The organism is Aequorivita sp. IT1183, from assembly GCF_058068265.1.
Genome location: NZ_JBYRHS010000001.1, coordinates 132,668 through 147,743, shown reverse-complemented (window position 1 = coordinate 147,743; position 15,076 = coordinate 132,668). Strand labels below are relative to the sequence as shown.

The 15,076-nt window shown below is 36.5% G+C and carries 13 protein-coding genes; 6 read left to right on the top strand and 7 right to left on the bottom strand.

All coding sequences use genetic code 11. The features are described from left to right. Nucleotides 1-9 precede the first annotated feature (9 nt). From AC3RVF_RS00610 to AC3RVF_RS00600, 3 genes are read right to left on the bottom strand one after another with little or no spacing between them, the layout of a single operon-like run. A complete protein-coding gene (locus AC3RVF_RS00610) occupies nucleotides 10-1,170 on the bottom strand; it encodes an efflux RND transporter periplasmic adaptor subunit (RefSeq protein WP_489692515.1) in 1,161 nt (386 codons plus the stop codon). Between the two features lie 36 nt (nucleotides 1,171-1,206). Further along, nucleotides 1,207-2,586 carry a TolC family protein gene (locus tag AC3RVF_RS00605; protein ID WP_489690585.1) on the bottom strand — a complete coding sequence of 460 codons (1,380 nt, stop codon included), beginning with the start codon at nucleotides 2,584-2,586 and terminating at the stop codon, nucleotides 1,207-1,209. Continuing rightward, nucleotides 2,579-3,190 (bottom strand): TetR/AcrR family transcriptional regulator, encoded by a 612-nt coding sequence (locus AC3RVF_RS00600; protein ID WP_489690586.1) that lies wholly within the window; start codon nucleotides 3,188-3,190, stop codon nucleotides 2,579-2,581. The genes AC3RVF_RS00605 and AC3RVF_RS00600 overlap by 8 nt, the downstream gene beginning before the upstream one ends. A 157-nt stretch (nucleotides 3,191-3,347) precedes the next feature. Here AC3RVF_RS00600 and AC3RVF_RS00595 point away from each other — a divergent pair, with 157 nt between their 5' ends. Further along, a complete protein-coding gene (locus tag AC3RVF_RS00595) occupies nucleotides 3,348-4,322 on the top strand; it encodes a polyprenyl synthetase family protein (protein WP_489690587.1) in 975 nt (324 codons plus the stop codon). On the opposite strand, the gene AC3RVF_RS00590 is transcribed toward AC3RVF_RS00595, so the two are convergent. Further along, nucleotides 4,319-4,849 carry an alpha-ketoglutarate decarboxylase gene (locus AC3RVF_RS00590; RefSeq protein ID WP_489692514.1) on the bottom strand — a complete coding sequence of 177 codons (531 nt, stop codon included), beginning with the start codon at nucleotides 4,847-4,849 and terminating at the stop codon, nucleotides 4,319-4,321. The two genes, AC3RVF_RS00595 and AC3RVF_RS00590, sit on opposite strands and share 4 nt — an antisense overlap. A 113-nt stretch (nucleotides 4,850-4,962) precedes the next feature. On the opposite strand from AC3RVF_RS00590, the gene AC3RVF_RS00585 reads away from it, so the two are divergent. After that, complete coding sequence (locus AC3RVF_RS00585) at nucleotides 4,963-7,731, top strand: 2-oxoglutarate dehydrogenase E1 component (RefSeq protein ID WP_489690589.1); 2,769 nt, start codon at nucleotides 4,963-4,965, stop codon at nucleotides 7,729-7,731. Nucleotides 7,732-7,817: 86 nt separating this feature from the next. Beyond that, nucleotides 7,818-9,032 (top strand): 2-oxoglutarate dehydrogenase complex dihydrolipoyllysine-residue succinyltransferase, encoded by a 1,215-nt coding sequence (gene odhB, locus AC3RVF_RS00580; protein WP_489690590.1) that lies wholly within the window; start codon nucleotides 7,818-7,820, stop codon nucleotides 9,030-9,032. 291 nt (nucleotides 9,033-9,323) lie between these two features. Here odhB and AC3RVF_RS00575 read toward each other — a convergent pair whose 3' ends face one another. The 3 genes from AC3RVF_RS00575 to AC3RVF_RS00565 form a co-directional block, all read right to left on the bottom strand. After that, nucleotides 9,324-9,965 carry a response regulator gene (locus AC3RVF_RS00575; protein WP_489690591.1) on the bottom strand — a complete coding sequence of 214 codons (642 nt, stop codon included), beginning with the start codon at nucleotides 9,963-9,965 and terminating at the stop codon, nucleotides 9,324-9,326. Further along, nucleotides 9,962-11,932, bottom strand: coding sequence for an ATP-binding protein (locus AC3RVF_RS00570; RefSeq protein WP_489690592.1), 1,971 nt, complete (start codon nucleotides 11,930-11,932; stop codon nucleotides 9,962-9,964). The genes AC3RVF_RS00575 and AC3RVF_RS00570 overlap by 4 nt, the downstream gene beginning before the upstream one ends. Nucleotides 11,933-12,041: 109 nt before the next feature. After that, complete coding sequence (locus AC3RVF_RS00565; RefSeq protein ID WP_489690593.1) at nucleotides 12,042-12,476, bottom strand: retropepsin-like aspartic protease family protein; 435 nt, start codon at nucleotides 12,474-12,476, stop codon at nucleotides 12,042-12,044. 47 nt (nucleotides 12,477-12,523) lie between these two features. Here AC3RVF_RS00565 and AC3RVF_RS00560 point away from each other — a divergent pair, with 47 nt between their 5' ends. The 3 genes from AC3RVF_RS00560 to AC3RVF_RS00550 all read left to right on the top strand — a co-directional run bounded on the left by AC3RVF_RS00560 (nucleotide 12,524) and on the right by AC3RVF_RS00550 (nucleotide 14,926). After that, complete coding sequence (locus AC3RVF_RS00560; protein WP_489692513.1) at nucleotides 12,524-13,288, top strand: TatD family hydrolase; 765 nt, start codon at nucleotides 12,524-12,526, stop codon at nucleotides 13,286-13,288. Nucleotides 13,289-13,320: 32 nt separating this feature from the next. Next, nucleotides 13,321-13,713 carry a hypothetical protein gene (locus AC3RVF_RS00555; protein WP_489692512.1) on the top strand — a complete coding sequence of 131 codons (393 nt, stop codon included), beginning with the start codon at nucleotides 13,321-13,323 and terminating at the stop codon, nucleotides 13,711-13,713. Nucleotides 13,714-13,897: 184 nt separating this feature from the next. Next, nucleotides 13,898-14,926, top strand: coding sequence for an asparaginase (locus AC3RVF_RS00550; protein WP_489692511.1), 1,029 nt, complete (start codon nucleotides 13,898-13,900; stop codon nucleotides 14,924-14,926). Nucleotides 14,927-15,076: the final 150 nt, after the last annotated feature.

Below are 15,076 nucleotides of genomic sequence, written 5' to 3'. Positions count from 1 at the left end.
ATTGGTTTCTTAGTTTTTGATGGTTACTTTTTGTCCATCACGAAGTGTTTTTGCGCCTTCTTTAATAATGGTGTCGCCTTTTTTAAGACCAGATTTTACCTCTGTATGATTTTCATAAGAAAGACCAGTTTTAAGAAGCACACGTTTTGCAATTCCTTCAGAATCTGTAACAGGTTGGTATAGATATGCAATTGTTTCGCCTGCTGCATTTTCTTGTAATATATTTTCGGGAACTGTAATAGCATTTTCAGCGCTGTAATCGTTCACTTTAACAACAGCGATGAGGTTTGGTTTTACAAGGCCGTCTTTATTTGGAATTTCAATCTGAATATCAAAACTTCTATTATTCGGATTTATATAATTGCTTACTTGACGCACCGTTCCCTCAAACTCTTCGTTTATTGAATTGAGTCTTACTTTTACCTGTGTTCCCTTTTTTATGTTTTTAAGGTAGGTTTCTGGAATGCTAGCTTTCACATACATATTGCTCAAGTTTACCAAACGAATTATAGGACTTTGACCAGGAATAACAACTTGTCCGGGATCTGAAATAATTTCGTCAACAACCCCGCTAAAAGGCGCAGTTATTATTGTTTTACTCAACTGAGAGCGCAATTGGTTTGTAATGTTTTTGGATGCTTCATAAGTAGTCTTAGCCTGCAGAAACTGAATTTCTGAACCTATTTTCTGCTCCCAAAGTCTTTGTTGGCGTTCAAAAGTGGTCTTTGCCAAAGCCATTTGTCCTTCCTGTTGCGCCACTTGACTAGACAGGCCGCCATCGTCTATTTTAGCAAGACGTTGCCCTTTAGATACACTTTGCCCTTCCTTAACATACACGTTAGTAAGTACTCCAGAATATTCTGCATTTAGTACCACGTTTTGGTCTGTTTCTACATTTCCTTGTACTTCTACGTAATGTTTAAAAATGGTGTCTGTTATAACTTCTGCGGTAATTAGTGCTGGGCGATCCTTGTTTTCGTTTGCATCAATGTAGGCGTTGAGTTTGTCGATATCGCTTTTCAATTCGCGTTGTTGCGTATTAAGCTCGGTTCTTTTGGCCTTAACAGCTGCCATATCGCCATCGTTAATAACGGCATCGACAGATTTGTTATCTCCACCGCAAGAAGCAAGCGTGATGATTGTTATTAATAGTAGAATTGCTTTTTTCATTGTTGATTTATTAAAAAGTTTATGAGTTTGGTATGGTTAAAACTGTCCTTTAATTTCTTTGTAATTAATTCGCAACTGCGGAATATTTAAAACGGTTTCAAGATTTGCCTTTTCGTTTATTACCTGTAGCATAGATTGAAAATATTGTTGTTGCGCGGTATAAAGTTGAATTTGTGCTTGACGTAAATCGAAACTCGTTGACAAACCTTCCGTAAATTTTATTTGATTCTTGTTTTCGATACGTTCTGAAAGCGATAGGTTTTTCTTCGAGTTTTCATAATTTTCAATTGCGAATTGATAATTACTTTGAGCCGTTGTTAAATCTAACTTTATCTGTTGTTGCGTTTGTTCAAAATCTGTTTTTGCTTGATCTAAAGCTATTTTAGTGCGTTGATCTTTCGCGTTTCGAAGTCCGCTACTGAATATTGGTATATTTAAACTCAGTCCTAAAACCGACGACTGATACCATATTTGGTCTCCATTGAAAAAACTGAAATCTTCACTATTGGCGGAAGTTCCGTAATTAACAAATGCGGTAAGACTTGGAAGGTATTTGCTCTTTTCTAGACGATTTTCAAAATAGCGTTGCTCTACAAGATTGTTTGCAATTTTATAATCCACATTATCCTCCACATTCAATGACGAATTGAGTAGGGCAAGGCTAATATTTTGCTTCGCTAATTCATCCAAATCATCAGTTAATATAACAGGTGTTTCCACATCTATTCCCAAGGAAAGATTAAACATTTGTTTGGCTATAGCCTGACTTCTGCGTGCGTTATTGAGTTGGGTTTCAATATCTAAAAGAGTTACTTCCAGCTGTTCTACGCTTTCTTCTTCAGCTAGACCGTTTTCGAAAATTTTACGGGTTTCATTGAGGTTGTTCTCGAGATTTGTCTTGTTTTTTCCAAAAATATCTACTAATTCTTGAGCTAGTAAAACACTTCCGTAGGCATTAATAACACCTTTCCGCACTTCCAAACGGGTTTTTTCGTTGGTATTTTCAGAATAACTTAAAAACGATTTGGCTGCCTTTAAACCTACAAGATAGCTACCGTCAAAAATAAGTTGGTTAAGTGTGGCAATGGCACTTGCACTTTGTTTGGTTCCAAAAGTGATAGGTGTAAAAGTGCCGGGCTCGCCGCCTCCAAATTCAGCCGGAATCAAAGTTACGGGCTGTTTTAGATTATTTTGATAGCTTATAGTACCGTCAATTTGCGGAAGTCCCGAAGCCGTAGTTTCCCACTTTTGCTTTATTGCTTTTGCAATATCGCGTCTTGCATTTATAGATGCATAATTGCTGTCTAAAGCAAAAATGATTGCTTCCTGTAAATTGAAACTATAGTCTTTCTGCTCTTGCGAAAAACCTAAAGTAACAGACATTACGAAACTGAAAATTAGAATTTTTTTAATCATTAGTTTGATGCTCTTTTATGAATTTCTTTAGTGTAATAAAACCTTCAGATGTTACAATTCCTCTTAAATGATATTCAATATATTCTTCGGTAATAAATTTCCGTGTAAATTTTTCTACAGGAAAAAGGTTTTGGTCTTTTGTGCCGTGAATACCCAAAAAGTAAAGCCGTGCAATAAAATCTGTGTCCAGATTGCTTCGGTAAAGCCCCTGTTCAATTCCTCTTTGAAGATTTGTGCGGGTACATTCCATCATTTTTTCGAAATGACTTTCTTTAAGATTTTCACTTATTTCGGGATAGTACTTTTGAAGCTGATATTGTGAAGAAGAATATTCGTCTTCAATTTTACCCATTATAAATTTCTTTATTTCGTAAATCTCTTCAATTGGGTTTTGATTGAGGGAACAAATTTCGTCTATACCCTGAGTAATTTCATTTAACGTATTACAGGTGCATTCCTTCACCAAGTCGGTTTTATTTTTAAAATGTGTATAAATGGTTTTCTTTGATATTGCCATCTCATTGGCAATATCATCCATTGTAACACTCTTAAAACCAAGTTTTAAAAAAAGCCCTGTTGCTTTTTGAACAATTTTTTCTTTCATAATCGGGTGCAAATATATGTCACGGAAACTATAAAAACAAAAATAGTTTCCTTGGTTTTATATTATTAACAGAACCTTAACATTCACAGTATTTTTCAACATTAATTGAGGGCATTTGATTAGCTTGTTTTACTTTAGCCGAAATTTTTTTTGACGAATGGATATTTTAAGGAAATACAATACAGAGCTGCACAATAACCTTGAAAAAGCTATTGCTCAAAAAGAGCCGCGCCAACTTTACGACCCTATAAAGTATATACTTTCATTGGGTGGAAAGCGTATTCGGCCAGCACTAACCTTAATGGTATGCGATTTTTTCGGTTCAGATTTCAAGAAAGCAATGAGTGCCGCATTGGCTGTTGAGCTATTTCATAATTTTTCACTTATCCACGACGACATTATGGATAATGCGCCTTTGCGCAGAGGAAAACGGACGGTCCACGAAAAATGGGATGTAAACACAGCCATACTTTCGGGCGATGCGATGCTAATTTTAGCATATCGTTTTTTCGAAAACTACGAGCCACAAATGTTTCAGGAGCTTGCAAAACTATTTAGCGAAACCGCGCTTCAGGTTTGTGAAGGGCAACAAGACGATATGGATTTTGAAACCCGTGACGATGTTTCGTTAGAGGAATATATAAAAATGATAGACTGCAAAACTGCAGTACTATTAGGTGCAGCAATGCAAATGGGTGCAATTGTAGCCGAAGCTTCAGAAAGCGATAAAGACAAAATTTACCAATTTGGAAGAAATTTAGGTATTGCTTTTCAGTTACAGGACGATTATTTAGATGTGTTCGGAAATCCGGATACCTTCGGGAAACAGGTGGGTGGAGATATTATTTCGAATAAAAAAACATTTTTATATTTAACGGCGTTGCAAAAAGGCACGGCTGTTCAGTCGGATGAATTGGAGCATCTTTTCAGTATAAATCCGAAAGACCCGAGAGATAAAATCATTACTGTAAAAGAGGTGTTTATAGCTTCTGGTGCTGCGGAAGCAACACAAACTGAAATAGAAAAATACAGTAATTTGGCGTATTCTCTTTTAGACGAAATAAATATTTCAGAAGAGAAAAAAGAACAACTACGTGAATTTGGAAAAAATTTGATGGAGCGAAACGTTTAAAAATAAACGCGTACAAAGGGGGCAAAAGCATTCGCATAAATACTCTTTTCGTTATCGTAAAGCACGTCGTAACGAATACCGATAGTAAAATTATTGCTGTGAAAACCTACACCAACAAATAGCGCTGGATACCAATAATTCTCGGTGAATTCTTCAATATCAAATTTATAATTTCGGTTTACATTCAATTCTTCAAATTCTGCAGAAAGTTGAATTTCTGGAATTACATTATAAAGTGCGAGAACGCTGCCGCCCAGAATAGTGGCGTTGTAATTATTTTTTAGGCTGGCGTAGGTTCCATTTAGCGCCACTCCGGCTGCAAACTGATCGTTGAATTGATAAATGGCGCTTGGCGCAAGTGTTCCACTGAAAAAACCATCGCCAAAACTTAGACCGATTCCTCCACCAAAACGCACATGTTGCCAAAATTCATTTGTATTGTTTTGACCGAAGCATGAGGTTATGCTTAAAAGAAAAAACATTACAATAAATGAATTGCCAACATAGCTAAATCCAGTCTTTTTCATTGTGAATACTTTAAGGTTTTTCAACTATAAATATATAAAATCAGGTCGGCTATTTTGTGTAATTGTTGTATTTTTGTACCGTTTTATCAAAATGACTTACTTGTATATTTAGCATGGATAAATTTTCTTTCTTAAATGCGATTCACCCAGCTCAAATCGCTGAGCTTTACGAAAAATATTTACACTACCCGGATAGCGTTGAGCCAAGTTGGCGAGCGTTTTTTCAAGGTTTCGACTTTGGACAGGAGAATAGTGCACAAGAATTTTTTGGCACAGATGAGCCTGGAGAAACACCACAATACGATGTGGGAGCTATTTGCTCTGATGTTGTTAAGGAGTTTCAAGTTGTAAAATTAATTGATGGTTACCGTACCCGCGGGCATCTTTTTACAAAAACAAACCCTGTACGTGATCGCAGAAAATACACCCCAACCTTAGCAATAGAAAACTTCGGCCTTTCACAGCACGATCTAAAAGCAACTTATAGAGCCGGTGAAATTTTGGGAATTGGCGACGCTACACTCGAAGAAATTATAAAACACCTCGAAAGTATTTATTGCGATTCTATCGGGATTGAATATATGTACATTCGTAAACCGGATGAAATTCAATGGATTCAGCAAAAGTTGAATGTAAATGATAATCAACCTAGTTTAACGAACGAGCACAAAAAACACATTCTTAAAAAACTTAATGAAGCGGTTTCTTTTGAAACTTTTCTTCATACAAAATACGTAGGGCAGAAGCGTTTTTCTTTGGAAGGAGGCGAAAGCTTAATCCCTGCTTTAGATACTTTAATTGAAAGTGCAGCAGAAAGAGGCGTGAAGGAATTTGTAATGGGAATGGCGCATCGTGGCCGTTTAAGTACCCTTACTAATATCTTCGGAAAAAGCGCAAAAGACATTTTTAGCGAGTTTGACGGAAAAGATTACGCACAAGACATTTTTGACGGCGATGTAAAATATCACTTAGGTTGGACTTCAAAACGTACAACTGAATCTGGTAAAGAAATAAATTTAAATATAGCGCCAAACCCTTCCCACTTGGAAACTGTTGGGGCAGTGGTACAGGGTATTGCCCGTGCCAAGCAGGATGACCACCATAAAAGTGATCCAAATAAAGTATTGCCAATTATTGTTCACGGTGATGCTGCAATTGCTGGACAGGGAATTGTGTACGAAATTGTGCAAATGGCACAGTTAGACGGCTATAAAACTGAAGGAACAATTCATATTGTAGTAAATAACCAGATAGGTTTTACCACAAACTACTTAGATGCGCGTTCATCAATCTATTGTACTGATGTTGGAAAAGTAACACTTTCGCCAATTCTTCACGTAAATGCTGATGATGTTGAAGCAGTTGTGCATGCTATGCTTTTTGCCTTAGACTTCCGAATGGAATTTGGTCGCGATGTTTTTATCGATTTGTTGGGCTATAGAAAATATGGTCATAACGAAGGCGATGAGCCACGTTTTACGCAACCAAAACTTTACAAAGCAATTTCGAAACACGATAACCCAAGAGATATTTATGCTGAAAAGCTTATTGCTGAAGGTGTGATTGATAAAGATTACACAGCAAAACTTGAGCAAGAATATAAAGATAAGCTAGAAGAAAATTTAGAGGATTCTAGAAAAGAAGACAAAACTACCATCACTCCATTTATGCAGGACGAGTGGGAGGGATACAACTACGCCGAAGAAGAAAAAATGATGCAGACGGTCGATACTACTTTCGACCTGAAAAAGTTAGACGAAATAGCTAAGGCGATTACAAAATTGCCAGAGGATAAAAAATTCCTTAAAAAAATAGCCAAACTTGTTGAAGCGAGGCACAAAATGTATTTCGACGAAAATAAATTAGATTGGGCCATGGGCGAGTTACTTGCCTACGGATCGCTTCTAAATGAAGGTCACGATATACGTATGAGCGGGCAAGATGTGGAGCGTGGAACGTTTTCGCACCGTCACGCTGTTATAACGGTTGAAGACAGTGAGGAAGAAGTAGTACTTCTAAATAATTTAAAGGGCGATCAAGGTGAATTTTATATTTACAACTCGCTACTTTCCGAATACGGCGTTGTAGGTTTTGACTACGGTTACGCTATGGCTAGTCCAAATTCATTAACAATTTGGGAAGCGCAGTTTGGTGATTTCAGCAATGGAGCGCAGATAATGATAGACCAATATATTTCTGCAGCAGAAGATAAATGGAAACTGCAAAATGGTTTGGTAATGCTATTGCCGCACGGTTATGAGGGTCAAGGCGCAGAACACTCTTCTGCAAGAATGGAACGCTACCTTCAATTGTGTGCAACGGACAACATGTTTATAGCAGATGTTACTACCCCAGCAAACTTATTTCACCTTTTTAGAAGACAATTGAAAACAGATTATCGTAAACCGTTAATCGTTTTTACACCCAAAAGTTTACTTCGTCACCCAAAAGTGGTTTCAACAAAAGAAGAATTTGCAAACGGAAGTTTCCAAATGTTGATTGATGATGCTGAAGTTAAGGTGGCAAAAGTGAAAACACTTGTTTTTGTCTCAGGTAAATTTTATTACGATTTGCTTGAAAAAAGAGAAGAACTTGAAAGAGATGATGTGGCTTTGGTACGTGTGGAACAGTTATTCCCATTGCCAATAGACGCGATGAATAAAATAATTAAAAAGTACAAAAACGCAGACGATGTGGTTTGGGCGCAGGAAGAACCTAAGAATATGGGAGCCTATTCACATTTAATTATGCATTATGAAGAAGCTAGAAATTTTAGAGTTTGTAGCAGAAAAATGTATGCAGCCCCTGCCGCCGGTAGTACGGTTAGATCAAAAGCACGACACGCTAAAGTGATTGAGAATGTTTTTGATAAAAATATGTAATCGACTTTCTAAAAATTTTATAGAAAGACAAAAAGAAATTAACTTTAAAGACTTGTAAACTCAGGTTTATATTAAAAAGCAATAGTATGGCATTAGAAATGAAAGTCCCGTCTCCGGGAGAATCCATCACCGAAGTTGAAATAGCATCTTGGCTTGTAAAAGATGGCGATTATGTTGAAAAAGATCAAGCAGTCGCTGAAGTAGATAGTGATAAAGCAACATTGGAACTTCCAGCGGAAGCCAGTGGTATTATTACTTTGAAAGCTGAAGAAGGAGATGTTGTAGCAGTTGGGCAAGTAGTTTGCATAATTGATACAGATGCTAAAAAACCTGGCGGAGACAAGGAAGAGCCTGTTAAAGAGAAGAAAGAAGAAGCTCCTTCAAAATCATCTACTCCAAATCAAGAGCAAGATAAAAAAACCTATGCCACTGGATCACCTTCACCTGCAGCCAAGAAAATTCTTGACGAAAAATCTATGTCTTCAAAAGATGTAAAGGGTTCAGGTCGTGATGGACGTATTACTAAAGACGACGCTAACAATGCTACTCCATCTATGGGAACTCCTGGAGCTAGTGGCCGTGGAAGCGAACGTAAAAAACTTTCAATGCTTCGCAGAAAAGTTGCCGAGCGTTTAGTTTCTGCAAAAAACGAAACCGCAATGCTAACTACTTTTAACGAAGTAGATATGACTGCTATTTTTGCTCTGCGTAACCAATATAAAGAACAGTTTAAAGAAAAGCACGGAGTTGGACTTGGTTTTATGTCTTTCTTCACAATGGCAGTGGTGCGCGCATTAGAGCTATACCCAGATGTAAACTCAATGATTGATGGTGATTATATGATTACCTACGATTTTAAAGATATATCAATTGCTGTTTCTGGACCAAAAGGATTGATGGTTCCTGTAATTAGAAATGCAGAGAACTTAAGTTTTAGAGGTGTTGAAGACGAGGTAAAAAGACTTGCAATTAGAGCTCGTGACGGTAAAATTACAGTAGATGAAATGACTGGCGGAACGTTTACCATTTCTAACGGTGGTGTTTTCGGAAGTATGCTTTCTACTCCTATTATTAATCCACCGCAATCTGCCATTTTAGGAATGCACAATATTGTGGAGCGTGCTATAGTGCGCGATGGTGGTATTGTAGTTGCACCAGTAATGTACCTTGCGCTTTCATACGATCACAGAATTATTGATGGTCGTGAATCTGTTGGATTCTTAGTAGCAATAAAAGAAGCATTGGAAAGTCCTGAAGAACTTTTGATGAACGACGATGTAAAACGTGCTTTGGAATTATAATTTCAAAATAAAATAATTATCAATAAAAAATCCGGCCTTTAGAGCCGGATTTTTTTGGTTAGCTAGTAAACAATTTTTTAGTTAAAAAGAATCGTGTTGATTAGGTTCAATAAAAGAATTAAAACAATCGAAACAATTAATACTATAATAGCAGATTTCTTGCCTTTTAGCATTTTGCGGTAACTCTTTCTCTTATCTTCTATAGATACCGAATCTTTCATATTGTAAATATCCGTCATAAAATAGAGATATGAAATACGTGGTAACACGTAAATTTATTTTTTCGAATTATTACAATAGCAACTTGTCGTGATGTTCTTTTGCCCAAATAAGCAAACTATTTGTTTTGGGTTCAATCTTGAGTTTTGTGATAATATTGCTTCGGTGTTTTTCTACTGTTCGGTACGAGATGAAAAGTTGCGAAGCAATTTCCTTGTTCGTTTTGTCCTGAGCAATTAGTTTTAAAATCTTTTTCTCTGAAGGAGTAAGCATATCGAGCTCGCCATCTTCCAATTGCACGACACCTATAAGTTCTTTTATCTTTTCGCTGAAAAAAGGAACGCCTTCTTTAACTGTTTTTATGCAGTTTTCAATTTCTTCTAAAGCGAATTCTTTCAAGATGTAACCAAATATATTTAACTCTTTAGCTTTTTGGTACAGTTCCTTTTCTTTGTGAAGCGTAATTAAAACTATTTTGGTGTCAATATTGGCTCCTTTACATTGTTGCGCAATTTCTAATCCAGACATATAGGGCATCTGAATATCTAGAATTGCAATGTCTGGTTTTTTCTGGGTTATTAGATTGTAAGCCTCTCTTCCGTCGTTGCCACTTCCTAAAAGATTATAGCCTTTTTCAATTAAAAAGTCGCTTAATCCTTTCAATAGGAGGGGATGGTCGTCTGCAATAATAATAGATGGTGTAGTTTTGTTCATAATGGAAATTGAAATTCCAGCACCGTGCCGGTATCTTTTTTAGACGTTACCTTCATTTGTCCTTTTAAAAATCGGGTACGTTCTAATAATGTTTTTAAGCCTAAAGATTTTACGTCTTGATATTTTTCGGCAAAATCGAAACCCACGCCATTGTCGCGCACGGAAATTAAAACGTTGCTTGCAAATTTTTTCACTGAAACTTTTCCCGCTTCGGCGTGTGAATGTTTTAAGATATTGCTCAGGCTTTCTTGAATAATTCTATAGATATTTACTTCGTCTTCTTTTGTGAATATATTGTCTATATTATCAATTTCAGCAGAAATAAAAAGGGTTGTGTTTTCGTCTATTAAGTTGATGTTGTATTCAATGGCTTTGGTAATGCCGAGCTCTTGAAGTTGAAAGGGATGTAAGTCGCGAGAAATGGTACGCACTTCTTCTATAGTGTCATTCACCATTTTCTTGGTATCTGCATCGCCGCTTTTTGTCAATTTGTTTTTTATCACCAATAGTTGCTGGCCAATGCCATCGTGAAGATCTTTCGAGATTCTTCTGCGCTCGCTTTCCTGCGATATAAGTAATTCCTGACTAAATTTTTCTTGAAGCACTTTATGGCTTTTTAAGTGTCTTTGGTTTCTGTAGAGCAAGATAAGGCCAAAGCCCAATAGAATTGCAATTCCACCAAAAAGAAGGGCTTTTTTAAAACTCTCATTATCCTTTTCTAAAAGACTTATGTTGGAGGTTTTCGCTACTAGTTCTTTTTCTTTTTTTTCGGTTTCGTAGAGTGTTTGATAATATGCAAGTGCGTTTGCTGTACTTCGGTTATAAATGGAATCTTTTATTTCAGTAGCAGCTTGGGAGTTCTGAATACTTTTCTTGTACTCGCCCATGTCGAAATAAATCTCAGACAACAGTGAATGGGTTTGCATTATTTCATCTTCAATTCCGAGCTTTTTGGCAAGATTTAGTGTTTTCTGAGCTAGTGCCAATGCTGCTTCATACCTTCCTATTGTTTGTAGATATTTTGCTTTTCCGCTTAAATAATTTAGCTCGGCAGCAGGATTTCCTGAGATATTTAAATCTAAGGCTTCTATTGCAGTCAAAGATTTCTCAGCCTCGCTAATTTGGTTTTCGTTGCAATAATATTCTATAAGCCTTGAAAGAATACCTACATAAACTGCTTTATTTGTATTGGAATGGTCGAAGCTCTTTTCAGCTAATAATAAAGATTTATACTCTAAATCTGTATTGCCCATCTTTTTATAATCAAGTGCCTGATTGTAATATTCGTAGGATATAAATTTATTAAGCTCTAAGCTCTTCATTTTTTTAATGAGCGCATCGCGTTCTATTTTCGATTTTTCGTAAAAACCGTTCATGCTAAACATGCTAATAATACCCTGTTGTGCATAAACCATATAATCGTAGGCTTTTTTCTGCTCGTATATAGTATAGGCGCGGGTTAAATCTTCACCCGCTAGAACAAACTTCCCCATCTGTGAGTATGCTTGGCCTCGAAATAAATAGATGTCTGCTATTTGCAAAGTGTTTTCTTGCGGAATTATTTCAAGCGCCGTATTGTAATCTTCAATAGCCTTGTTTAGATCTACTTTGGTATTAGCGCTGCCTCGTTTAATATACAAGCTGCCCAATATAAGGCTGTTATTTATTTTGTATTTACGAGCTAAAACACTGTTAATGATAGTGATTGCATTCAACGGATCGTTTGCATAGTTTGTTAGCGGATACTGCAGATTCATTGCTTTTTTAGCAGCCAACTCAATGCTATCTATTTCTAAAGCTAGGTCTATGTATATTAGGCTATACTTAATAAAAGCATCTTGATTTGTAGAGAAAGTGCGCTTTAATAGACTGTCTAGCGCAGTAAGTTTTTGTGTTTTGCTTTTTGTTGTATTTACAATCTTTTCAAATTGCCTAATATCTTGCCCATGTACTGTAAGAGAGTACATTGAAATAATGAGGAGGAATGCTATTATTTTTTTAAGCACGATTGAGTTATATCAGAGGAAGCTAAAAATACTCAAATTATTGGAAATAAACGCATCACGAGGGATCCTTCTATTTAATATAAAAACAATTTCTACCATAATCTATTATCGCTCTGTGTTCTTTTAAAAAGTCGGCGCCAATTATTCCGTGAATTGGGCCTTCATTAGCTTGTTGAAGTGCCTCATTTACGTGCGAAAGATCAAAAAGCACAAAGTCCATATTTTTGATGCTCCAATTTTTTATTTTGAATTTATTTCTGCGAGAAAGCATGGTTTCCATATTTGTGGCGCCGGCTCCAGCGGCTTTTATGAGGCTTTCTTCGCTAACCAACAAAAAATGTGCGCTATCAATCAAGCCAACACAGCTTGTAGAAGCGCCCGTATCTAAAATAAAATTACCTGAAACACCATTGATTTTTGCGGAAAACAGATAGTGTCCCGTGGCAAGACTTTTTAATGGAACACGGTAAAAACCCTCCGTTTCAATAAATTTGCGTAATTGCATTAATTTTTTTGTGCAAAGATAGCAAACAAAATAAGTAGCTTTGTGCTATGTTAACAGATACGCACACCCATTTATACAGCGATGCTTTTGCAGACGACCGTCATAAAATGATGCGTCGCGCCTTTGAGGCAGACGTAAAACGCTTTTTTATTCCTGCCATCGATTCTGGATATACCGAAGCTATGTATGCTTTGGAAAAGGAATTCCCAGAGAACGTTTTTTTAATGATGGGCTTACATCCAACCTCGGTAAAAGAAAATTTTGAAGAAGAATTGGCTCACGTGGAGGCACAATTCAAAAGCAGAAGTTTTTACGCTGTTGGTGAAATTGGCATAGATCTTTACTGGGATACTTCTACTTTGGGCATTCAAAAAACAGCTTTCAAAAGACAAATTCAGTTAGCGAAAAAGTACAAATTACCTATCGTGATACATTGTCGTGATGCTTTTGATGAAATTTTTGAAGTTTTAGAAACAGAAAAAAGCGATGATCTCTTCGGAATATTTCACTGTTTTACGGGTACTTTGGAACAGGCGCATAAAGCAATTTCATATAATATGAAACTAGGCATTGGCGGCGTGGTTACTTTTAAGAACGGAAAAATTGATACTTTTCTGAACCAGATTCCGTTAAAGAAAATCGTTCTGGAAACCGATTCGCCCTATCTTGCTCCGGCACCTTTTCGCGGTAAGCGCAATGAAAGCAGTTTTTTAGCGTTTGTTTGCAAGAAGCTTTCTGAGATTTACAATGTTTCGGAAGAAGTAATAGCTCGGGTTACTACTGAGAATTCTAAGGATATTTTTAAGATTTAATATTAGGCTCTAACTTTTAAAAACATAAAGCAATGAAATATTATTTATTCGTATTAGTAATTTTTTCATCATTAATTAGCTGTAATAATGATGATGACCAAGATGACTGTGGGTCAACCTTCGAGACCGCCTATGTTGAAAGTATAAACGCTCCAGACACTGGCAATGTTGGTGAAACCATTCCAATAGAGGTTATTTTTATTGTTAAAAACGGTTGTGGTGTTTTCAATGAATTTGAAGAAACTCGCGATGGAAACTCGCAAACCATTGTTGTAAATGCTGAATATGAGTGTCGCGCCTGTACACAGTCTATAGACAGAATATCGGCGACCTATAATTTTAGCGCTTCCACTCCGGGCGATTATGAATTGAAATTCAAATCTGGATTAGACGACTTCATAATAATTAATATTACTATTCTATAATACAATTTTCACTTTTAAATTTAATATAATTGAAGCGCTGGCCTTTTTGGTTGGTGCTTTTGGGTTTTTGTTTAACCAATGCGTTAAGCCGCAATTTTTGAGTTATTTTTGAAAACCTAAATGCTAAGTTTCCTTGAGGAACATCCCCAGAATTTGCAATAAATTACTATAAAAAAGTGCCAAAATGAAAACTAACCCCAACATACTCCTTATATATACCGGCGGAACCATCGGGATGATAAAGGACTTTGAAACTGGCGCGCTTCGCAATTTCAATTTTAATGAATTGCTGAACCATATTCCCGAACTCAAACTATTGGATTGTAATATTACCACCACTACATTCGAAAAACCAATCGATAGTTCCAACATGAGTCCGAAATATTGGGTGGACATTGCTACTATTATAGAAGCGCATTATGACGAAATGGATGGGTTTGTTGTGTTGCACGGTAGTGATACAATGTCGTATACCGCTTCAGCATTGAGTTTTATGTTAGAAAATTTGGGAAAGCCTGTGGTCTTTACTGGCTCGCAACTACCAATTGGGGACTTACGCACAGATGCAAAGGAAAATTTAATAACCTCCATTCAAATTGCTTCGCTTCAGGAAAAAGGAGTTTCAAAAATTGCTGAAGTTTGTCTTTATTTTGAATACAAATTATACCGCGCTAATAGAACCACAAAAATAAATGCGGAACATTTTGAAGCTTTCGCATCGCTTAATTACCCAGAACTAGTACAGAGTGGGGTTCATTTAGTAGTTAATAATGAAGCGCTTTATAGGCCAAATAGAAGAAAAAAGCTGAAAGTTCATAAAATCTTGGAAAGCAATATCCTTTTGGTAAAAATGTTTCCCGGAATTGATGAAGCTACAATTAAATATCTTTTTGATTATCCAGAAATGAAAGGATTGGTGCTGGAAACCTACGGTGCAGGTAACATTACTAATGCCGATTGGTTTCTAAATCCGCTAAAAGCTGTGATAAAAAAGGGGATTCCTGTTATAAATGTCACCCAGTGTTCGGGTGGAAGTGTTAATATGGGGCTTTATGAAACTAGTACAGAACTTAAAAAGATAGGTGTAATTAGCGGAAAAGATTGCACTACCGAAGCAGCATTGGCAAAACTTATGTATTTATTAGGGCAGAATATTTCGGCTAACAGCTTCAAAACCATATTTGAAACCTCTTTGCGCGGAGAAATGCTATAAATTAACCTCTTAAATTATTTTATTGCGTTGTTTTTTTTTTGATATTTGGCACTCGTTTCGAGCTAGATGCCTTTCCCAGTTTTTAAGGGCGGTATTTTCCCAGAATATTTGAAATATATTTGTGCTTCCGCAGTAGACGACGAACGGAGG